Source organism: Streptomonospora sediminis, assembly GCF_054778995.1.
Window position 1 is genome coordinate 45,382 of the sequence record NZ_BAAGYZ010000117.1, and the last position, 20,810, is coordinate 66,191.

Sequence of the window (20,810 nt, forward strand, 5' to 3'; positions counted from 1 at the left end):
TCATCCATCCTCGGGCGGTGCGGTGCCCTTGCCTCCCGGCCGCCCGGCTGTGCCTGTCTCTTGGCTGGTTTCTCCCGCGCCGTCGGAGTCAGATCCGCCGGCATCGCTGTCGGCGGAGGTCGCGGGGTCGGTGTCGAACACCTCGGTTCCGGCGTCGTGGCCCGCGGGGACAACCCGGCTGGAGAAGGAGTCCAGCCGGCGGCCGGCCCACAGGAAGTAGCCGAGGGCGGCCGCGAACACCAGGACGGAGGTCCAGTTGTTCAGCCGCAGGCCGAGAATCACGTGCGCAGGGTCGACGCGCAGGTACTCGATCCAGAACCGACCCACACAGTAGCCCATAACATAGACCGCGAAGAGCCGCCCGCCGTCCATCCGATCGCCATAACGCCTGCCCAGCCAGGCGAGCAGTACCGCGAGTGCAAGGCACCACAGTGACTCGTAGAGGAACGTGGGGTGGTAGGTGCTGTAGTACTCCGAGCTGCTCCCGGGAAGCAGCTGCATACCCGGACGCGGGGCGCCGTTGGCGTTGTAGGAGTAGTCGAGCGAGATGTGCACGGCCCACGGCAGGTCGGTGGGCCGGCCGAACAGCTCCTGGTTGAAGTAGTTGCCCCAGCGGCCCAGCGCCTGGGCGAGGGGGATGGTGGGGGCGATGGCCAGGGAGAGTTTCGACAGCGAGATACCGCGCCGCCGCGCCACCAGCCACACGCCCACCGCACCCAGCGGGACCGCGCCCCAGATGCCCAGGCCGCCGTTCCAGATGTAGAGCGCCTCGACCGGGTTGCGGCCCGGTCCGAAGTAGAGCTGGTAGTCGCTGATGACGTGGTAAAGGCGCCCGCCCAGCAGACCCAGCAGCACCGCGGGCACCGCGAGGTCGATGATGGTGCCCTTTTCGCCGCCCATCGCCGCCCAGCGGCGCTCGCTCCAGAAGACGGCGGCGATCACGCCGGCCAGAATGCACAGCGCGTAGAAATGGATGGTCACGGGTCCGAGCGAGATCGAACTCACATCGGGGCTGGGGATGGCCGCGAGGGCGCGGCCGGGACCGGCCGCGCCCTCGGGGGCGATCAGCGAATTCGTCATCGCGCGGATCTGTTCCTTGGGGTCAGGGTGAGGCTTGCGGGTCGGGCGAGGCATCGGCGGCCGCCCCGCTGGCGGCGCCGTCGAGCGGCTCGGTGTCGACCTCGCCGGCTCCCGCCTCCTTGACCGCGTTCCTGACACCGTCGCCGGAGAAGGCGGCGTCGCCCATCAGTTCGCCGTTGACATAAACCGCGGGTGTTCCACCGAAGGCGTTCGCTCCGGAAGAGTACCTTTCCTTGACCGCGGACGTGGCATCGATGACCTCCTTGACATAAGTGTCCTGGAGGAACGAGCTGTCCAGGCCGTTGTCGTCGCCCCATGCGATGAGTTCGGCCACGCCCATCTGCTGCATCTCCTGCTCGCTCATCTGCTGCTGGGCAGCGGACTGCAGCTCGGGCAGGTACTCGCCGGTAAATTCGGCGACGACCTTGCTCTCGGAGTCGACCCGCTTGGCGAAGCCGGAGTCGTCGATGCCGGCCTCCTTGCCCCACTGCTTGAGGTCACCGGTGGCGAAGCCCTTGCTGCCCTCGGCCGGCTGGTTCTCGAACAGCAGGTCGTTGTACTGGACGTACTTGCCGTAGTCGGCGGCGGACCGGGCTGCTGCGGCGCCGCGCAGCGAGTTGGCGTTCAACGGGGCCTGCGACTGGGCGAAGATGCTCACCGGCCGGTAGTGCACGATCGCCTCGCCCTCGGCGGCCAACTGCTGCAGGGTCGGGCCGCTGGCGGTCTCGAACTGCTTGCAGGCCGGGCACTGGAAGTCGGCGTAGACCTCGACCACCGGGGCTTCGACGCCCTCCTCGGCCACGACGACGCTGCCGTCCTCTTGCAGCTGCTGCTGGGGCAGTTCCTCGTAGCGGTTGGCGAACTCCTGCTCCTGCGCGCGCTGCTGCGACAGGAAGAAGTAGCCGCCGCCCACAACCACCAGCACGACGGCCAGTGCGGCGCCGACGACGCCCAGCATCTTGTTGCGCTTGGCCCTCTGCTTGGCCTTCTCCCGTTCCTGCTTGAGTCGTTGGCGGGACGCTTCCCGCGCAGCCTTGCCCATCAGCCGATCACCGTGATCCGTAGTCTCTTCGTTGGTCTGGGCGCCGTGGTCGGCGGGCGGCGAGTGCGCCGGTGCGCTGCTCGGCCGCGTTCCCGAGCGCCGTGCCCTTGGCCGGGGTCCCCTCCGCGGGTCCCGCCTCCGCCGGCGCGCCCGTTGCCGCCGGACGCGCCCCGGGGTGGTTCAGCGGTAGAGGCCGAACACCTTGTCCAGCGCGAACGGCGAGCGCGGCCAGATCACCATGATCGCGGCCAGCGCGGCGAAGCCGAGGTCGCGCGCGATGTCGAGCCCGTACTGGGTCTCGCCCGGGTCGACCGGCCCGCCGGTGCCGAAGCACCCGCAGTCGATGGCCAGCCCGCGGGCCCACGCCGAGGCGATGCCCGCGATGAACACCAGCATCAGCAGGCCCGAGGCGGCGCCCACGTAGCGGGTGGCCAACCCCATGACCAGTAGCAGGGCCAGTGCGAACTCCAGCAGCGGCAGGGTGAAACCGATGAGTTGGCTGAGCTCGGGCGAGAAAAGCTGGTAGGCCTCGACGGACTGCACCGACAGGGCGGGGGGCAGCTTGCTGATGGCGGCGAAGGCGAGCACGGCGGCCATGCCGACGCGCGCCAGCAGGGTGACCCAGGGCTGGATCGCCGCCCAGCGGCTCGGTGCCGGTTCAGCGGCGCCTTGGGCGCCTGAAGCCGGCGGGTGTGTGGTGTCCAATGTCGGTATTCCCGGGGGCTAGGGCGGTCTGTACAGCTGTGCAGGGGGCCGCCACCGGAAGTGGCGCACCGTGCGGATACTACTCTAGGTCCGCACGCCAACACGCGGAGTCGGAAATCCGCACCGCGCGTCCGCGGCCGCAGGGTGTCCCCGCTGCACAGTAACGATGCGCGGCGCCGGGGTCATGCCCGCCAACGGCGCCCGGGGGGCTACTCTCACGCAACTTTTACTTCTCTTACCTGCCGCTACCCGCCGCGCTCCGCTCCGGCCGGACCGCCGCGCCGACCCGGCCGCCGCCGGGGCCGGCGGGTCAGCCGGCCGGCCCCGCCGGCCGGGCGCCGTGTTCAGCCGCGGCCCTCGCGCACACCCTGCGCCAACTCCGCGGCAAAGGAGCGCACCGCGCTGAGTCCGGTCTCCGGATCGGGGGCGTCCAGCACCCGCTGGCAGAAGCCCGCACCGGCGATGACGCCGTCGGCATAGGCGGCCACCTCGGCGGCCTGGGAGCGGTTGGAGATACCCAGGCCCACGCACACCGGCGGCCCGCTGCCGCCGGTTGCGCTCCTGGTGCGCGCGACGAGCTTCTCGGCGGTGCCCGCGACCTGGGTGCGGGTTCCGGTGACGCCCATCAGCGAGGCGGCGTAGACGAAGCCGCGGCTGGCTCCGGCGGTCAGCGCCAGGCGCTCGTCGGTCGAGGACGGCGCCACCAGGAAGATCCGGTCCAGCCCGGTGGCGTCGGTGGCCTCGAACCACTCCCCCGCTTCCTCGGGGATGAGGTCGGGGGTGATCACGCCCGCCCCGCCCGCGGCGGCGAGGTCGGCGGCAAAGCGCGCCGGGCCGTAGCGCTCCACAGGGTTCCAGTAGGTCATCACCAGCGCCGCGGCACCGGTGGCGGCCGTGGCCTGCACGACCCGCAGCACGTCGGCGGGGGTGGTGCCCGCCGCCAGCGCAGTGTCGGCGGCCCGCTGGATGGTGGGGCCGTCCATGGTGGGGTCGGAGTAGGGCAGCCCGACCTCGACGACGTCGCAGCCGCCCGCGACCATCGCCTCGATCACCCGGATCGAGGAATCGGGGTCGGGGAAGCCCGCAGGCAGGTAGCCGATGAGGGCGGCCCGCCCGGCGTCCTTGGCGCGGGCCAGCGCGGCCTGCAGTGTCGTCTCGCTCATGGTCCCTCGCTCGTCTCGCCCGCTGACTGCCGTACGCCCGCTCACGCCTGGTCCCCGCTGTCGCCGTCGACGAGCCCGAAGTAGGCGGCGGCGGTGTCGACGTCCTTGTCCCCGCGCCCGGACAGGTTCACCACGATGACGCCTTCGGGGCCCAGCCGGGCGCCGATCTCGCGTACGCCCGCCAGCGCGTGGGCGCTCTCGATCGCCGGGATGATGCCCTCGGTGCGGCTGAGCAGCTTGAACGCCTCCATGGCGGCCGCGTCGGTGACCGCCCGGTAGGTGACCCGGCCGCTGTCGGCCAGCCAGGCGTGCTCGGGCCCCACCGCCGGGTAGTCCAGCCCGGCGGAAATCGAGTGGCTGGGCAGGGTCTGGCCGTGCTCGTCCTGCAGCACGTAGGTGCGGGCACCGTGGAAGACTCCCGGGCTGCCGCCGGAGATCGCGGCGGCGTGGCGGTCGGTCTCCACACCGGCACCGCCCGCCTCGAAGCCGTAGAGGGCCACGTCGCTGTCGGGTACGAACGCGGCGAAGACGCCCATCGCGTTGGAGCCGCCGCCCACGCAGGCGGCGACCGCGTCGGGCAGCCGCCCGGTCAGGTCCAGCGCCTGGGCGCGGGCCTCGGCGCCGATGACGTAATGCAGGTCGCGGACCAGCGCCGGGAACGGGTGGGGGCCGGCCACGGTACCGAACAGGTAGTGCGTGGTCTCGACGTTGGCGACCCAGTCGCGGAAGGCCTCGTTGATGGCGTCCTTGAGCGTGCGGCTGCCGATGGCCACCGGCACCACCTCGGCGCCCAGCAGCCGCATCCGGGCCACGTTGAGCGCCTGGCGCCGGGTGTCCTCCTCGCCCATGTAGATGACGCAGTCCAGGCCCATCAGCGCGCAGGCGGTCGCGGTTGCCACGCCGTGCTGGCCGGCGCCGGTCTCGGCGATCACCCGGGTCTTGCCCATGCGCTTGGTCAGCAGCGCCTGGCCGAGCACGTTGTTGATCTTGTGGGAGCCGGTGTGGTTCAGGTCCTCGCGCTTGAGCAGCACCCTGGCGCCGCCGCAGTGCTCGGCGAAACGCGGGGCCTCGGTCAGCAGGCTGGGGCGGCCGGTGTAGTCGCGCAGCAGCGCGTCGAGTTCGGCGCGGAAGCCGGTGTCGTTCTTGGCCTTCTCCCACTCCCGGGCGACCTGGTCGAGGGCGGCGATGAGGGCCTCGGGGCTGAACCGGCCCCCGTAGCGGCCGAAGTGCCCGCGGGCGTCGGGCCGATCGTGGTCCATAGGCGCGGATGGCATGTTGTTCTCCATGTCGGCGCGCGGAGCGCGCGCCCTTTGCGGTCGTGGAGGCCGGCGTCCGGACGCGGGCGCCCGGGCGCGCCGGCCATTGGAGGGTCGGCGCTGCTGCGGGGGCCGCCGCGTCGCTGCGCGGCGCCCCCTAAGACCATCGCCGGCCGGAGCGCACCGGGCCGGGGCTGCGGCCGGTGCCGGGCAGCCCGGCGCGGGCGGGGACCGGGCCCGAAGGAGCCCCCACGGTCAGCTCCGGTCCCGCAGGGCCGGGTGCGCGCCGGCGGTGACGAGGTCGGCGACCGCATCGCGCGGGTGGCGGCCGCTGACCAGGCTCTCGCCGACCAGGACGGCATCGGCGCCGTGGCCCGCGTAGGCCAGCAGGTCGTGCGGGCCGCGGACACCGGACTCGGCGACGCGGACGCGGTCCGCCGGGATCAGCGGCGCCAGGCGGGAGAACGTGTCGCGGTCGACCTGCAGGGTGCGCAGGTCGCGGGCGTTGACGCCGATGACGGTGGCCCCGGCGTCGAGCGCGCGGGTGACCTCGTCGGCGGTGTGTACCTCGACCAGCGGGGTCAGCCCCAGCGAGCGGGCACGCTCGACCAGGGAGATCAGGGCCTGCTGCTCAAGTGCCGCGACGATCAGCAGCACGGCGTCGGCACCGTGCAGCCGCGCCTCCCACAGCTGGTAGGAGCTGATAACGAAGTCCTTGCGCAGCAGCGGGGTCGGCACCGCCGCGCGGACGGTGTCGAGGTCGGCGATGCTGCCCTTGAAGCGCCGCTGTTCGGTGAGGACGCTGATGAGTGCGGCGCCGCCGGCTGCGTAGTCGCGGGCGAGCGCAGCGGGGTCGGTGATCTCGGCGAGTGCGCCCTTGGACGGGCTGGAGCGCTTGACCTCGGCGATCACCTGCACGCCGGGGCTGCGCAGCGCCGCGGCAACGTCCTGGGGCCAGGGCACGGACTCGGCCGCCTCTTTGAGCCGCTCCAGGGGTGCGGCCGCCTGCCGATCGGCGAGATCGGCGCGCACTCCCTCGACTATTTCGTCGAGCACGCTCACGTGGGACTGCCCCCTCATTTCGCCGGTGGGTGAACGCGGATCGTCCCGCTCGTGCGGGAAGGTCCGGGCCGCCCGAGGTGCCCGCGGGTGGGCGGGCGGCGCGCCCGGGTGCCCAAGCGCCCGATCGCCGGGGCCGGGCCGGCACCGGGAGCGGGCCGCCCCGCGTTCGGGTACTACCGATCGTATCGAGTCCGGGCGCACCCGTGGCCAAGTCCCCCCATTCGGCGGGGAACCGACGCGTGGCTAGCCGGGCGCGAGGAACTGGCCGAACGGCAGGTTGCGCACCACCCAGAACACCAGCAGCACGGCGAGGAACGACCACAGCCACGCGGGGTGCACGTTCTGCGGCGGTTTCGCGCGCGGCGGGGCGGGGCGGAAGGACCGGTAGAGCCAGTAGAAGTAGGCGTAGGCGATGAAGGGCGCGATCGCCATCATCATGGGGTTCATCTGCACGGCGCCGACGACGTCGAGCCGGGTCAGCGCGTGGATGGCGCGCATGGTGCCGCAGCCCGGGCACCAGGTCCCGGTGATCGCCAGCCACGGGCAGGTGGGGTAGTTGCCGGACTCGTTGGGGTCGACGAAATGCAGCAGTGTGGCGCCCGCCAGTGCGGCGGCGCCCAGCAGCAGCGGCGGCACACCCGGGTGCAGGCGGCGCCGCTGCGGTGCGCGCGCGGTCTCGTTTGCGGCCATCGGTCAGCCGGCTCCATGGTCCTTATGGCCTGCAGGGCGGGGGGGGGTGGCGGACGAGCGTGCCGCCGCCAATCTACTGCGGGCTGCGCCGGGCGTCCATGCGCCCGGCGCGGGTGCCCGGCAGGGGTCAGCGGGCCGCGGTGGCCTCGGACTCCGACTCTTCGCCGGCGCCGGCGGCCTCGGCCGGCTTCTCGGCGGCGGCGCGGTTCTTCGCGGACTTCTGCTGCTGCTCGGCCTGCAGCGCCTCCCACTCCTGGCGGGTGGGCGGGGTGGGGCGCGGGTGTTTGCGGCCGAGCCCGGCCTTCTTCATGATGCCGGCGACGGCGGCCAGGACGACGCTGGCGGCCAGCGCGACGGCGGACCACATCACCACGTTTTCGTCCAGGATGATCGCAAACCCGGCAGCGGTCCACACGATGATCCAGGACACGGTCAGAAACCAGGCGGCGACGGTGTTGCCGTGGTCCTCGTGGTGTTCGTCGTCGGCCATCAAGGCTCCTTCGGGTTCTCGTGATCGGTAAGGGGCGCGGACCGGCCGGCACCGGCGCGGCCGTGTTCGCGGACGGCCCCGGCGCCGGGATCGGGGCCGGGTTCGACGGTGGGGTCGGCGCCGCTGCTCAGTGACTTCCACAGCTCGGCGGGGTCGCCGGAGTCGGCGGCGCCCGGGGCGCTGTGGCGATCGTACCTGCTGCCCATGCCGGGCCAGGCAGCCCCCCGGAGCAGCGTGTAGGCGCCCGCGGCGACCATCAGCACGGCTCCGGCGGCGGCGAGCGCGGGCCAGGCCGCGGCCAGGTGCAGCGCCTCGACCTCGCCGTGGGCGGTGGACCGGTCGGCGGCCGCATCCGCCAGCGCTTGGGGGCGGGTACCGCGCCAGACACCGGCCGCGCCGATGATGCCGAACAGCGCGACGATGCCGCCGAGGACCCGGCGCGCCAGACCGCGGGTGGCGAGCACGGCGGCCAGGGCCGCCAGCCCGGCCAGGCCCATGGCAAAGGCACCGGGGGCGGTGTCGTCGCCGGTGAGGGCGACGGGTGCGGGGGCCAGCGAGCCGCCGAGCGCGATCTCGGCGCGGGCCCAGGTGCGTCCGGAGGCTCCGGCGAGCGCGCCGGCGCCGGCGGCCAGGGCGATCAGCACGGCGGCGTACTCGGCGCGGCTGCGGCGCTGGGTCACGATGCGTCCCCGGCGGCGGTGCCGGTGCGGTCGGGGCCGCCACCGGCACCGCCGCCGCGTCCGCCCTGGGTGCTCTGGTCGCCCAGTGGCAGTTCGCGCGCGTCGAAGCAGGTGCGGTCGCCGGTGTGGCAGGCGGCGCCGGTCTGGTCGACGCGGATCAGCAGGGTGTCGCCGTCGCAGTCGAGTGCGGCGCTGACGACCCGCTGCACGTTGCCCGAGGTGGCGCCCTTGACCCAGTACTCGCCGCGGCTGCGCGACCAGTAGGTGGCGCTGCCGGTGGCGAGGGTGCGGCGCAGCGCCTCGTCGTCCATCCAGGCGAGCATGAGCACCTCGCCGGTGTCGTGCTGCTGGACGATGGCGGGGAGCAGGCCGTCGGGGTTGCGGGTGAGCCGGGCCGCGATCTCGGGCGCGAGCCGCGGGGAGGCGGTGCCGGAGGCGCCTGCGGGAGGGCTGGTGCTCATGGCTCCAGCCTATTTGCCCCGCGCCGGAGGCTGCCGCGGGGTCGGCTCAGCGGGCGCGGCGGGCCGCGCAGCGGCTCGGCGGCGCCGATCGCCCGTCGGGGCCGCGCCCGGACCCGGCTGCCCCGTAGTGTTTCCAACACCGCACCATCGCCCGCCGCCCGGGCCCGACCTCAGGAGTCCAGTGACCGCCGAGCTGCTCACCGCCGACCTGGCCGCCAAGCCCGACACGCTCTTCGCGCTGGCCGACCGCCTCGCCCGCCATGACCCCTACAAGGCGCTGCCGCGCCTGCTGGAGGACGAACCCGCGGGCATCCTGCTGCTGGGAATGGGTGCTGCGCGCCACGCCTGTTCGACCGCTGCGGCGCGGATGCGGTTGGCGGGGCTGGGTGCGGTCGCCGAGTACGCCTCGGCCGAGGCGTCGCTGCCGCCGGGACCCGACACGCTGGTGGTGGCGGTGGCCGCGGGCGGCGGCAACCGCGAACTGTGCACGATCCTGGACACCTACGTCGAGCAGTCCTCGATCATCGTGCTGACCGACGCGCCGGACGGGCCGGTGGCGCGCTACGCCGACATCCTGGTGCCGCTGCTGGCCGGCGAGGAACGCAGCGGACTGTCCTGCCGCGCGTTCCAGCACGCGCTGGCGCTGCTACTGCTGCTGGGCTACCGGTTGGGGGCACCGCCGCTGGGCGGCGACATGTCGCTGACCCTGCGCCGCTGCGCCAACTCCACCGCCGGACTGGTGGAACGGGCACCGGAGTGGGTACCGCGTGCCGCCGAAGCGCTGCGCTCGCCGCACGGGCTGCACCTGGTGGCCCCTGCCGAACGGCTGTGCTCGGCCCAGCAGGGAGCGTTGGCGCTGCGGCAGGGTCCGGTGCTGGCGGCCCACGCGACCGAGTCGGGCGAGTGGTCGCACACCGATCGCTACCTGGCGGCGGTTTCGGACTACCGGGCCCTGCTGTTCGCCGGCTCCCACTACGACGAGCGCACGCTGGACCACCTGCTGGAGCTCAAGGGGCGCGCGGTCGCCGTGGGCGGCGAGGTGCCGGGGGCGGCGATGAGCGTGCGCTACCCGGGCGAGAACGACCCGGATGTGAGCCTGCTCACCGAACCGGTGGTGGCCGAGCTGCTGGCCGCCCACTGGTGGTCCGAGCGCGAACGGGCGTAGGCCGCCCGCCCGGCGCGGGAGCAGCGGGCGGCGCGGCCGCGCCCGGGGCGGTTCCGGCGCGGGCCGTGTCCCCTGCCGGGCCTTGCCGGACCTGTGGCGGACCTATGCCGAGCTGCGCACCCATGAGGCGTGCAGGTCGGCGTAGACACCGGGCTCGGCGGCCAGCTCGTGGTGGGTGCCGCGCTGGGCGATGCGGCCGCCGTCGAAGACGATGACCTCGTCGGCCGCCTCGGCGGTTGAGAGCCGGTGGGCGATGGCGACCGAGGTGCGCCCGCGGGTCAGGCGGTCCAGGGCGCGCTGGATGCGGACCTCGGTGTCGGGGTCGACGGCCGAGGTGGCCTCGTCCAGCACGAGCAGGTCGGGGTCGGCGATGTAGGCGCGCACCAGGGCGACCAGTTGGCGCTCGCCGGCCGACAGCGACTCGCCGCGCTGGCCCACCGGGGTGTCCAGGCCGTGGGCCAGGGTGGACAGCCAGTCGGCCAGGCCGAGCTCGGTGATGGCTGCCTGCAGCTCGGCGTCGGTGGCCTCGGGCCGGGCGAAGCGGATGTTGGCGCCCAGCGAGCTGTCGAACAGGAAGCCTTCCTGGGGCACCATCACCATCCTGGTGCGCAACGACGAGAACGCCACCTCGCGCAGGTCGGAACCGTCGATGAGGACCCGGCCCTGGACCGGGTCCATCAGCCGGGTGAGCAGTTTCACGAAGGTGGTCTTGCCCGAGCCGGTCTCGCCGACCACGGCCACGCGGGTGCCGGGCTCGATCTCCTCGTCGACGGAGTCGAGCACGGTGGGGCCGCCGGGGTAGGCATAGGAGACGGCGTCGAAGCGCACACGCACCGGCCCGCGCGGCAGCTCGACGCCTGCTTCGCCGGGGTCGGCGATGTCGGGGACGGTGTCGAGGATGCCCAGCACCCGCCGCCATCCGGCGATTGCGTTCTGCGCCTCGTTGAAGATTTCGGTGGCCATCATCATCGGCTGGATGAACAGGGTCATCAGGAACAGGAACGCCACCAGCTCCCCCGCGGTGATGCCGCCGCCGATGCCCAGCAGCACGCCGGCGACCACCACGGCGGCGTTGCCCACCGCCGCGACCATTTCGGCGAACGGCGAGACGGCCATGGACAGCCGCTGGGCCTTGACCTGGGCGGTGCGGGTGGCCAGCACGCTGGTGTCGATGCGCTGGGCGGTGCGCTCCTCGGTGCCGTGGGCGCGGATGATCGCGGCGCCCATCACGGTCTCGCCGATGGCGCCGAGCATGTCGCCGGTGCGTTCGCGCACGGCGAGGTAGGCACGGGAAAGCAGGGCCTGCAGCCAGCGCGCGCCGAACAGCAGCGGTAGGAAGCACACCCACACCAGCAGGGTGAGTTCCCAGGAGTAGACGCCCATGAGCACGGTGGCGACCAGCAGTTGGCCGATGCTGACGATGAGCTGCAGGCCGCCCCACTGCATGAACGTGCTGATCTGGTCGACGTCGGCGGTGACGCGGGCGACCAGGGCGCCCTTGCGTTCGCTGTTCTGGGTCAGCACCGACAGGTCGTGTACGTGGCGGAACGCCTTGCGCCGCAGGGTGGCCAGTGCGGATTCGGTGGCGCGGTAGAGCCGCACGTTCATCAGGTAGGCGCTGACCGTGGTGATGACGAGCAGGACCGCGCACAGCGCCACGGTCGTGGCGACGAAGTCCAGGTTCGGGCCGCCGGAGCCGAGCCCGCGGTCGATGATCTGCTGGATGGCGATGGGCACGATGACCTTGCCGGCGGTGGCCACCACCGCCAGCAGCAGGGTCAGCCCCAGGCCGCGGGCGAATTCGGGGGACAGCTGCAGGCCGCGCCGGACGGTGGCCAACGCGCCGTCGCTGTTGCGGTGCAGCCCGCCCTGCGGCGCGTCACCGCCGGGTCCGGGTTCGTCGGTGCCGGGCTCGCGGCGCCCGGGTTCGGCGGCGGGGGCGCTCATCGCACGATCTCCTCGGTGTCCTCGGTCTGGTCGGGGGTCTCGCCGGTGCCGCCGGCCGCCGCCGGGGACGGACGCAGGCCGCGGATCGGGGGTTCGCCCTCGGCCTCGTCCGTGTCGGGTTGGCCGGCACGTTCGGCGGCGGCGCGCTCGTAGGCGGTCACCAGGCGGCGGTAGCCGGCCGAGCGCTCCAGCAGTTCGGAGTGGGGGCCGCGATCGAGCACGGTCCCGCGCTCCAGGTAGACGACCTCGTCGGCGAGTTCGATGGTGGCGCGGCGGGAGGCGACCACGAGCACGGTGGCGGCGAGGTCGGTTTCGCGCAGTCCGGCGAGGATCTGCGCCTCGACCTGGGGGTCGACCGCCGAGGTGGCGTCGTCCAGGATGAGCAGCCGCGGCTTGCGGGCCACGGCCCGGGCCAGGGCCAACCGCTGGCGCTGGCCGCCGGAGAGGCTGGTGCCGCGCTCGCCCAGGCGGGTGTCGAGCCCCTCGGGCAGTGCCGCGATGAAGGAGTCGGCGCGGGCCAGGCGCAGCGCTGCCCACACCTCGGTGTCGGGGATGCCGGCGCCCAGGGTGACGTTGCCGCGGACGGTGTCCTCGAAGACGAACGTCGACTGCGGCACCAGCGCGGCCGCCCCGGCGAGCTCGCCCTTGGCCAGGTCGCGGGCGTCGGTGCCGTCGATGGCGACCGTGCCGGAGTCGGGGTCGACCAGCCGCATCAGCAGCGTGGTGAGCGTGGATTTCCCGGAGCCGGTCGGGCCGACCAGTGCGACCGTACGCCCGGGTTCGATGTCCAGTTCGACGCCGCGCAGCACGGTGCTGCGCTGTGCGGTGCTGCGGTCGGCGGCGGCGCTTTCGGTGTCGGCGCCGGAACCGCTCAGGTCGCGCCCGTTTCCGCCGAACCCGTCCTCGTAGGAGAACGCGACTCCGCGGGCGGTGACCCCGATCCCGCCCTCGCCTTGGCCGATGCGCTTGCTGCCGAAGGGCATGGAGCCCTGGGCGTTGAGGACCGCTTGGATGCGGTCCCAGCCCACAACGGAGCGGGGCAAATCGCCCAGGACCCAGCCGAAGGAGCGGATGGGCAGCGCGAGCAGCGTGAACAGGTAGGCGATCTGTACGAGGTCTCCGGCGGTGATGGCTCCGGTGGACAGACGCCACATGCCCACCGCCAGCACGGCCAGGACGCCGAAGTTGGGCAGGTTCTCCATGACCGGGTCGAAGATGGCGCGCATCCGCCCGACCTGGATCTGGGCGTCGCGCAGCCGGTGGGCGGCCTCGGTGAAGCGTTCGGTTTCGTGGTCCTCGCGGCCGAGGCTCTTGACCACCAGGGCGCCGTCGAAGGACTCGTGGGCGACCTCGCTGACCTCGCCGCGCAGCGCTTGGGCGCGGGTTGCCACCGGCGAGACGCGGCGCTGGAAGATGACGTTGGCCAGGGCCAGCACGGGGAAGACCACGAAGGCGATCAGCGCCAGGACCGGGTCGGTGATGACCATGGCGACGGCGGCGATGGCGAGCATGACGATGCTGCCGATGACCATGGGCAGCGGTGCGAGGGGGCGCCAGGCCTCTTCGACGTCGGCGTTGGCGTTGGACAGCAGCTGTCCGGTGGCGTGGCGGTGGTGCCAGGACAGCGGCAGCCGCAGGTAGGTCCGCGAGACCGAGCGGCGGTAGCGCGCCTGCATGCGGAACTGCATGAGCCCGGCGAACAGTCTCCGGCCGGCCAGGCCGGTCGCCTTGGCCAGCCCCACTCCCAGCAGCAGCCCGGCGGCGGCCAGCAGGGCCGCGGCGGTGGTGGCTCCGTTTTCGAGGGCGGGCATGATGACGCGGTCGGTGATGCCGCCCATCACCGAGGCCGAGCCGACGCTGAAGGCGGCGTGCAGTGCTGCGCCGCCGACCGCGACCAGGAAGACCACGTATTCGGTCCGCATCGCCACCCACAGCACACGCAAACCGCGCCTGAACACAGCCTGTGTCGGTTTCCGGCTGTCTGTGCCGTCGTGCGGCATAGGTCCCCCCGCCCGTAGGCCCGGTATCGCAGCGGTCATCCGATGCCGTCCCATCACGGGACGAACACCGCCGCTACAACCTACTCCGGCGTACCGGGCAGGCCGTAGCCAATAACCTTCAGCGGCGGACGTATGCGGACTATTCCGCCGCGTGGCGGAGGTTTTCCTTGAGCGGGGCGGGGGCGGGCCGCCGGAGGGCGGGCGCAAGCGCCGGCCCGTGGCGGCTGCCCTGCGAAACAGCAGGCCGGGCCGCGCGGCGCGCGGCCCGGCCTTTCTTCGGGTACCGGAGACCGTATGGGTATGGGTGTGGGTATCAATACAGCATGTCCGCTGGGAGTTGCGTGAGCACCGGGTATCACCCGGTCGGCTACCGTCCTAGACTCCGCCGGTCACCAGGGCGCGGAAGGTGATCGGACCCACAATGCCGTCGTCGTCGAGGCACTCGTTGGTATCCGGGTCGCAGGTGTTGGCCTGGAAGTCCTTCACAGCCCCTTCGGTGACGGGGCCCCAGATGCCGTCGATGTCGCCCTCGCTCAGGTAGCCGCGCTTCACGAGCCAGCTCTGGGCGGCCGATACCTTGTGCCCTTCGGTGGGAGGCGGAACCTCCCCGTACCAGGCGCGCAGCTCGTTCCAGGTTTCGGCGTCGACATTCCCGGTTACGGGAATTTCCACGTCGCGCTGGAACTTCTTCACGGCCCTGGTCACCGCGGAGTCGTAGACGCCGTCGAAGCCGTCAGCGCCCGGGTTGTAGCCCACTCTTTCTGCGAGCAGGTACTGGATGCCGCGCGTGACGAAGCCTGCGTCGCCCTGGGTGTACTCCTCCCAGGGCAGCTGGTTGATCTGCTCGGCCAGTGCGGGATCCTTGTCGCCGATGCGGTCGGCCGAGGCGGCCGTGGCCGCGCCGAACGCCGCCGTGAGCGCAAGCGCGCCCGAAGCGATGACCGCCGCCGCCCTGCGTGCCCCCGTTGCCATTACCATCCGTACGCTCCTCCTTCGTTGCGTGTGGTGCGCACAACAGTGAGGATGCCTGGCTGACCTGCAGGGTTCACGTTTGACACGGGGCGATAACGGCCGTGACCATCTTCGGTCACGTTGCGTTGCAATGACAACCAGTAGTCGAACCAACGCGTCGCGTCTCGATGGTCCGGGGCTGTCGGGGCGGCGGCCCGGTTGGACGCGCCGCCGCCAACGCCGCCGTGCGGGCGGTCCGGCGGCTCAGCGCACCGGGTTGCCGCGGGCGCGCAGTTCGGACTTCACGTCCTCGATGGTGAACTCGCCGAAGTGGAACACGCTGGCGGCCAGCACGGCGTCGGCGCCGGCGTCCACCGCCGGCGGGAAGTGTTCCACCTTCCCGGCTCCGCCGCTGGCGATCACCGGGATGTCCACCGCCGAGCGCACGGCCCCGATCAGCTCCAGGTCGAAACCCGCACGGGTGCCGTCGGCGTCCATGGAGTTCAGCAGCAGCTCGCCGGCGCCCAACTCGGCGCCGCGGGCGGCCCACTCCACGGCGTCGATGCCGGTGCCCCGCCGACCGCCGTGCGTGGTGACCTCGAACCCGCTGGGAGTGGCCGCCGCATCGGCGGTATCCCCGGTGCCGCCGGTGCGGCGCACGTCGGCGGAGAGCACCAGCACCTGGCTGCCGAAGCGCTGGGAGATTTCGCGGATCAGCTCGGGCCGGGCGATGGCGGCGGTGTTCACGCCGACCTTGTCGGCCCCGGCGCGCAGCAGCCGGTCGACGTCGGCGGGGGCGCGCACTCCCCCGCCCACCGTCAACGGGATGAACACCTGTTCGGCGGTGCGGCGCACGACCTCGTAGGTGGTCTCGCGGTCGCCGCTGGAGGCGGTGACGTCCAGGAACGTCAGCTCGTCGGCGCTTTCGGCGTCGTAGCGGGCGGCCAGCTCCACGGGGTCGCCGGCGTCGCGCAGGTTCTGGAAGTTGACCCCCTTGACCACGCGCCCGGCGTCGACGTCGAGGCAGGGGATGACGCGGACGGCCAGTGTCATGCCGCGCTCACCGCCTTCAGCGCCTCCTGCAGCGTGAATGCGCCTTCGTAGAGCGCGGTGCCCATGATGGCGCCCTCCACGCCTTCACCGGTGAGCGCGGCGATGGCGGTGAGGTCGTCCAGGGTGGCGATGCCGCCACTGGCGACCACGGGCTTGTCGGTGCGCCGGGCGACGGTGCGCAGCAGGTCCAGGTTGGGGCCCTTGAGCGTGCCGTCCTTGGTGACGTCGGTGACCACGTAGCGGGCGCACCCCTCGGCTTCCAACCGGTCGAGGGTGGCCATCAGGTCGCCGCCGTCGCGGGTCCAGCCGCGGGCGGCCAGCGTGGTGCCGCGCACGTCCAGCCCGATGGCGATGCGGTCGCCGTGTTCGGCGATGATGCGGGCGCACCAGTCGGGGTTCTCCAGCGCCGCGGTGCCGATGTTGACGCGCGTGCAGCCGGTCGCCAGCGCGGCGCGCAGCGATTCGTCGTCGCGGATGCCGCCGGAGAGTTCCACGCGTACATCGGTGCGCCCGGTGATCTCGGCGAGCAGGTCGCGGTTGTGGCCGCGGCCGAAGGCGGCGTCCAGGTCGACCAGGTGGAGCCACTCGGCTCCCGCCTCCTGCCAGCCCAGCGCCGCCTGCAGCGGGTCGCCGTACCGGCCGCCGGAGTCGGCCTTGCCCTGGACGAGCTGGACGGCTTGCCCGCCGGCCACGTCGACGGCGGGCAGCAGTTCAAGGGTGGAGGTCATCGGTGGCCTTTACTCGTGGGGTTTCGGTCGGTGGGAGGACGGGGTGCATCGGGGCCGGGCGGGGCACTGCGGCACCGCACGGCGCGGCCGCGGGGCCGGAGGCGGGATGGTGGCGGCCGTTCAGAGCGTGGCGACCCAGTTGGCCAGCACCCGGGCGCCGGCGTCGCCGGACTTCTCGGGGTGGAACTGGGTGGCGCACAGCGGCCCGTTCTCGACGGCCGCCACGAACGGGGTGCCGTGGGTGCTCCAGGTCACCAGCGGCGCGGGCATGCTCGGGGCGGCCGGCTCCAGTGTCCAGTCCAGGACACCGTAGGAGTGCACGAAGTAGAAGCGCTCGTCGGCGCCGGTCCCGGCGAACAGCCGGCTGCCCTCGGGCACCTGCAGGGTGTTCCAGCCCATGTGCGGCACGACGGATGCCTGCAGCCGCTCCACGGTGCCCGGCCACTCGCCGCAGCCCTCGCTGGCCACGCCGTGCTCGACGCCGCGTTCGAAGAGCACCTGCATACCCACGCAGATGCCCAGCACCGGCCGGGCGCCGGCCAGCCGTTTTCCGATGACGCGGTCGCCGCCGGCCGCGCGCAGGCCCTCGCTGCAGGCGGCGAAGGCGCCCACACCGGGTACGACCAGGCCGTCGGCCTCCAGGGCGGCGTGCGGGTCGCCGGTGACGGCGACCTCGGCGCCGGTGCGCTCGAGCGCGCGCTGGGCCGAGCGCAGGTTGCCCGAGCCGTAGTCGAGGATGACGACGCTTTTCGGCACGGTGGATCCCGCCTTTCCGGATCGTGCGGGTCGTACAAGTTGGGCAGTTGGGCAAGTTGGCCGGTTGGGCCGGTCGTACAGGAGGTGCGGGACGCGGCGGCCCGCTGGGCCCGGCGCGGATCAGCCGCCGAAGTAGCCCAGCCGCAGCGCGCCCGCCACCACCGCCGCGAGCGTGCACAGCGCCAGCCCGACCGCCAGCACCCGGTTCACCCGCCACATCGCGGCCGTGCCGCCGGCGAGCAGACCGCCCAGTGCGATCAGCAGCACGCCCCATACCTCAGCCATTGCGCGCCTCGCCCACTACAGCGCGCCCTTGGTGGAGGGCACACCGCTGACCCGCGGGTCGGGCTCGCAGGCCTGGCGCAGCGCCCGCGCAAGCGCCTTGAACTGGCACTCGACGATGTGGTGGGCGTTGCGGCCGTAGGGCACGTGGATGTGCAGGGCAACCCGGGACTGGGCCACGAACGACTCGAAGATGTGCCGGGTCATCGTGGTGTCGTAGTCGCGCCCGATCACCGGGGCCATGCCCTCGGGTTCGGTGTGCACCAGGTAGGGCCGTCCGGAGACGTCGACGGTGACCTCGGCCAGCGCTTCGTCGAGCGGCACCTTGGCGTCGGCGAAGCGGCGGATTCCGGCCTTGTCGCCGAGAGCCTCGGCAAAGGCCGCGCCCAGCGCCAGCGCGGTGTCCTCGATGGTGTGGTGGGAGTCGATGTGCAGGTCGCCTTCAGTGCGCACGGTCAGGTCGAACAGGCCGTGCTTGGCGAGCTGGTCGAGCATGTGGTCGTAGAAGCCGACACCCGTGGCGATGTCGGCGACCCCGCTGCCGTCCAGATCGATCTCGACGGCGACCTTGGTCTCCTTGGTGGCGCGTTCGGCGCGGCCGATGCGGCTCATGGCTGGCGGTTTCTCCTTGCGGGGCGGGCGGGCACAGCGCCCGCTCATGGTCTCACGGGGGGTGGGTCGGGCCGGAGCGCCCGCCCCGGCAGGGCGAGCGGCCCGGTACTGCCACCGGCCCGGCGCTGCGGCGAATATTGCGGCCGCGGCAAGCTAGGCCGAAAGCTCCGCACTCACCTGGAGCAACGCATCGCGGAACGCCGACATTTCCGCGGCGGTGCCCACGGTGACGCGCAGCATGTGCGGCGGGCCGACCTCGCGCACCAGCACACCCCGGTCCAGCAGCCCGCGCCACACCGCGGTGCGGTCGGCGAAGTCGCCGAAGAGCACGAAGTTGGCGTCGGACTCGGCCACCGGGTAGCCGTGCTCGCGCAGCCAGTCGACCAGCGAGTCGCGTTCCTGGCGCAGTTGCTTGACCTGGCCCTGCAGCTCGCCGGAGAACTCCAGTGCGGTGGCGGCGACCACCTGGGTGACGGCCGAGAGGTGGTAGGGCAACCGCACCAGCTGCAGCGCGTCGATGACGGCCGGGTGGGCGGCGAGGTAGCCCAGCCGTGCCCCGGCCAGCGCGAAGGCCTTGGACATGGTGCGCGACACGATCAGCCGGGGGTGGTCCTCCAGCAGGGACAGCGCACTGGGAGTGCCCTCGCGGCGGAACTCGGCGTAGGCCTCGTCGACGACGACCATGCCCGGGGCGGCCTCGGCGATAGCGACGATGGTCGCCAGCGGCAGCGAGGTGCCCGTGGGGTTGTTCGGCGAGGTGAGGAAGACGACGTCGGGCCGGTTGCGCCGCACCGCGTCGACGGCGGTCTGCGGGTCGATGCCGAAGTCGTCGGTCCCGCGCTGCAGCGGCGTCCACTCGGTGCAGGTGACCCGCGCGATGACCGGGTGCATCGAGTAGGAGGGCTCGAACCCCATCGCGGTGCGGCCGGGACCGCCGAAGGCCTGCAGGATCTGCTGCAGGATCTCGTTGGAGCCGTTGGCCGCCCACACGCGGCGGGAGTCGAGCCCGTGGCCGAGATAGCCGGCCAGGTCGGCGCGCAGCCGGGTGGCGTCGCGGTCGGGGTAGCGGTTGAGGCCCTCGGCCGCGGTCTCGACGTTGCGCGCGAGCGCGGCCGCAAGAGCGGGCGAGGGCGGGTAGGGGTTCTCGTTGGTGTTCAGCGCGACGGGGACCTCTAGTTGCGGCGCACCGTAGGGGGAGCGTCCGCGCAGGTCGTCGCGCAGGGGCAGGTCTTCGAGGGTGAGTTCCTCGGACGCGCCGGTTGCGGGGGCGCCGCCGGGATCGGGACTCAACTGGCTCCTTCCTGGTTGGCACCCGCGCCGCCGTTGGGGCCGACGCGGGCAGCGACCGCCTCGCCGTGGGCGGGGAGGTCCTCGGCCTCGGCCAGCGCCAGCACGTGCGGGGCGGCCGCGGCCAGCGCGCCGCGGTCGTACTCGACGACATGGATGCCGCGCAGGAACGTCTGCACGCTCAGCCCGGCCGAGTGCACGGCGCTGCCGCCGGTGGGCAGCACGTGGTTGGATCCGGCGCAGTAGTCGCCCAGGGAGACCGGCGAGTAGGCGCCGACGAAGACCGCGCCGGCGTTGCGCACCGCCGCCGCGTGGCGGGCGGAGTCGGCGGTCATGACCTCAAGGTGCTCGGCGGCGTAGGCGTCGACGACGGCGAGGCCGTGGGCGATGTCGTCGACCAGGACGATGCCGGACTGGCGACCGCCCAGGGCTTCGGCGACACGCTCGCTGTGCCGGGTGGCGGCCGCGCGGGCGGCGAGTTCGGTCTCGACCTTGCCGGCGAGTTCGGCGGAGGGCGTGACCAGCACCGAGGCGGCGACGGGGTCGTGCTCGGCCTGGCTGACGAGGTCGGCGGCGACGTAACCGGGATCGGCGGTGTCGTCGGCGAGGATAGCGATCTCGGTCGGCCCGGCTTCGGCGTCGATGCCGATGATGCCTTTGAGGAGGCGCTTGGCTGCGGCCACCCAGATGTTTCCGGGGCCGGTGACCATGTCGGCGCGCTCGCATTCGCCGGCGCCGTGGGCGAACATGGCCACGGCCTGGGCGCCGCCCACCGCATAGACCTCGTCGACGCCGAGCAGGGCGCAGGCGGCGAGGACGGTGGGGTGCGGCAGCCCGCCGAACTCGGCCTGGGGCGGCGAAGCCACGGCCAGCGACTCGACGCCGGCCTCTTGGGCGGGCACCGCGTTCATCACGACGCTAGAGGGGTACACCGCGCGGCCGCCGGGGACATAGAGGCCCACGCGGCTGACGGGCACCCAGCGCTCGGTGACCGTGCCGCCGGGCACGACGCCGGTGGTGGTGTCGTCGCGCCGCTGGTCGGCGTGCACGCGGCGGGCACGGCGGATGGACTCCTCCAGCGCGGCTCTGACCTCGCCGTCGAGGGCGGCCAGCGCGGAGTCGAGTTCGGCGCGCGGCACCCGGATGGCGGAGAGCCGGACGCCGTCGAAGCGCTCGGTGAGCTCGATGAGCGCCTCGGTGCCGCGCACGCGGACGTCTTCGCAGATGGGCCGCACCTTGTCGAGGGCGGCCCCGACGTCCATCTCGGCGCGGGGCAGCAGCTCGCGCGGGTCGCCCGCGCTGCCTCGGAGGTCGATTCGGGAGATCACGCCGTCATTCTAGCCTCGGGCTTTCACGGCGGGCGTGACCGCAGACCCCTCTGGACATGCGAAAGGTGCTTC

20 protein-coding genes and 1 pseudogene are annotated in these 20,810 nt (G+C 72.9%); 1 reads left to right on the forward strand and 20 read right to left on the reverse strand.

All coding sequences use genetic code 11. The features are described from left to right. The 10 genes and pseudogenes from lgt to hisI all read right to left on the reverse strand — a co-directional run. Nucleotides 1-1,080 carry a prolipoprotein diacylglyceryl transferase gene (gene lgt, locus ACYVD5_RS23390; protein WP_461003276.1) on the reverse strand — a complete coding sequence of 360 codons (1,080 nt, stop codon included), beginning with the start codon at nt 1,078-1,080 and terminating at the stop codon, nt 1-3. A gap of 22 nt (nt 1,081-1,102) precedes the next feature. Beyond that, on the reverse strand, nt 1,103-2,122 hold the full coding sequence (locus ACYVD5_RS23395) for a DsbA family protein (RefSeq protein WP_461003277.1): 1,020 nt from the start codon (nt 2,120-2,122) through the stop codon (nt 1,103-1,105). Between the two features lie 180 nt (nt 2,123-2,302). Continuing rightward, entirely contained in the window at nt 2,303-2,827 is a 525-nt protein-coding gene (locus ACYVD5_RS23400; protein ID WP_461003278.1) for a MauE/DoxX family redox-associated membrane protein, read from the reverse strand. 344 nt (nt 2,828-3,171) lie between these two features. After that, complete coding sequence (gene trpA, locus ACYVD5_RS23405; RefSeq protein WP_461003279.1) at nt 3,172-3,990, reverse strand: tryptophan synthase subunit alpha; 819 nt, start codon at nt 3,988-3,990, stop codon at nt 3,172-3,174. A 41-nt stretch (nt 3,991-4,031) separates the two neighbouring features. Then, on the reverse strand, nt 4,032-5,249 hold the full coding sequence (gene trpB / locus ACYVD5_RS23410; protein WP_461003299.1) for a tryptophan synthase subunit beta: 1,218 nt from the start codon (nt 5,247-5,249) through the stop codon (nt 4,032-4,034). Between the two features lie 252 nt (nt 5,250-5,501). Continuing rightward, nucleotides 5,502-6,308 carry an indole-3-glycerol phosphate synthase TrpC gene (trpC, locus tag ACYVD5_RS23415; RefSeq protein WP_461003300.1) on the reverse strand — a complete coding sequence of 269 codons (807 nt, stop codon included), beginning with the start codon at nt 6,306-6,308 and terminating at the stop codon, nt 5,502-5,504. Between the two features lie 243 nt (nt 6,309-6,551). Continuing rightward, the gene (locus ACYVD5_RS23420) at nt 6,552-6,998 is read right to left on the reverse strand and encodes a DUF2752 domain-containing protein (RefSeq protein WP_461003280.1); all 447 of its coding nucleotides are present in this window, start codon (nt 6,996-6,998) and stop codon (nt 6,552-6,554) included. 127 nt (nt 6,999-7,125) lie between these two features. Further along, nucleotides 7,126-7,488: an HGxxPAAW family protein gene (locus ACYVD5_RS23425; protein WP_461003281.1), complete on the reverse strand. Its 363-nt coding sequence runs from the start codon at nt 7,486-7,488 to the stop codon at nt 7,126-7,128. Further along, on the reverse strand, nt 7,488-8,168 hold the full coding sequence (locus ACYVD5_RS23430; RefSeq protein WP_461003282.1) for a Trp biosynthesis-associated membrane protein: 681 nt from the start codon (nt 8,166-8,168) through the stop codon (nt 7,488-7,490). Before ACYVD5_RS23430 ends, ACYVD5_RS23425 begins: the two co-directional genes overlap by 1 nt. Nucleotides 8,169-8,257: 89 nt before the next feature. Beyond that, nucleotides 8,258-8,629 (reverse strand): annotated as a pseudogene (gene hisI / locus ACYVD5_RS23435) (phosphoribosyl-AMP cyclohydrolase); the annotation flags it as partial. A 181-nt stretch (nt 8,630-8,810) separates the two neighbouring features. On the opposite strand from hisI, the gene ACYVD5_RS23440 reads away from it, so the two are divergent. After that, nucleotides 8,811-9,794 (forward strand): SIS domain-containing protein, encoded by a 984-nt coding sequence (locus tag ACYVD5_RS23440; RefSeq protein WP_461003283.1) that lies wholly within the window; start codon nt 8,811-8,813, stop codon nt 9,792-9,794. 102 nt (nt 9,795-9,896) lie between these two features. Here ACYVD5_RS23440 and ACYVD5_RS23445 read toward each other — a convergent pair whose 3' ends face one another. The 10 genes from ACYVD5_RS23445 to hisD form a co-directional block, all read right to left on the reverse strand. Further along, nucleotides 9,897-11,741: an ABC transporter ATP-binding protein gene (locus ACYVD5_RS23445; protein ID WP_461003284.1), complete on the reverse strand. Its 1,845-nt coding sequence runs from the start codon at nt 11,739-11,741 to the stop codon at nt 9,897-9,899. Next, nucleotides 11,738-13,741, reverse strand: a complete 2,004-nt coding sequence (locus ACYVD5_RS23450; RefSeq protein ID WP_461003285.1) for an ABC transporter ATP-binding protein — start codon at nt 13,739-13,741, stop codon at nt 11,738-11,740. The genes ACYVD5_RS23445 and ACYVD5_RS23450 overlap by 4 nt, the downstream gene beginning before the upstream one ends. 375 nt (nt 13,742-14,116) lie before the next feature. Further along, nucleotides 14,117-14,713 carry a peptidoglycan-binding domain-containing protein gene (locus tag ACYVD5_RS23455; protein WP_461003286.1) on the reverse strand — a complete coding sequence of 199 codons (597 nt, stop codon included), beginning with the start codon at nt 14,711-14,713 and terminating at the stop codon, nt 14,117-14,119. A 243-nt stretch (nt 14,714-14,956) separates the two neighbouring features. Next, a complete protein-coding gene (hisF, locus tag ACYVD5_RS23460; protein WP_461003287.1) occupies nt 14,957-15,745 on the reverse strand; it encodes an imidazole glycerol phosphate synthase subunit HisF in 789 nt (262 codons plus the stop codon). Then, nucleotides 15,742-16,473, reverse strand: coding sequence for a bifunctional 1-(5-phosphoribosyl)-5-((5-phosphoribosylamino)methylideneamino)imidazole-4-carboxamide isomerase/phosphoribosylanthranilate isomerase PriA (gene priA, locus ACYVD5_RS23465; RefSeq protein WP_461003288.1), 732 nt, complete (start codon nt 16,471-16,473; stop codon nt 15,742-15,744). Before priA ends, hisF begins: the two co-directional genes overlap by 4 nt. Nucleotides 16,474-16,593: 120 nt before the next feature. Continuing rightward, complete coding sequence (gene hisH, locus ACYVD5_RS23470) at nt 16,594-17,229, reverse strand: imidazole glycerol phosphate synthase subunit HisH (RefSeq protein WP_461003289.1); 636 nt, start codon at nt 17,227-17,229, stop codon at nt 16,594-16,596. A 120-nt stretch (nt 17,230-17,349) separates the two neighbouring features. After that, nucleotides 17,350-17,514 (reverse strand): hypothetical protein, encoded by a 165-nt coding sequence (locus ACYVD5_RS23475; protein ID WP_461003290.1) that lies wholly within the window; start codon nt 17,512-17,514, stop codon nt 17,350-17,352. A 15-nt stretch (nt 17,515-17,529) separates the two neighbouring features. Further along, nucleotides 17,530-18,123 (reverse strand): imidazoleglycerol-phosphate dehydratase HisB, encoded by a 594-nt coding sequence (hisB, locus tag ACYVD5_RS23480; RefSeq protein WP_461003291.1) that lies wholly within the window; start codon nt 18,121-18,123, stop codon nt 17,530-17,532. 153 nt (nt 18,124-18,276) lie between these two features. After that, a complete protein-coding gene (locus ACYVD5_RS23485) occupies nt 18,277-19,413 on the reverse strand; it encodes a histidinol-phosphate transaminase (RefSeq protein WP_461003292.1) in 1,137 nt (378 codons plus the stop codon). Continuing rightward, nucleotides 19,410-20,738: a histidinol dehydrogenase gene (gene hisD, locus ACYVD5_RS23490; protein ID WP_461003293.1), complete on the reverse strand. Its 1,329-nt coding sequence runs from the start codon at nt 20,736-20,738 to the stop codon at nt 19,410-19,412. The genes ACYVD5_RS23485 and hisD overlap by 4 nt, the downstream gene beginning before the upstream one ends. Between the last annotated feature and the right edge of the window lie 72 nt (nt 20,739-20,810).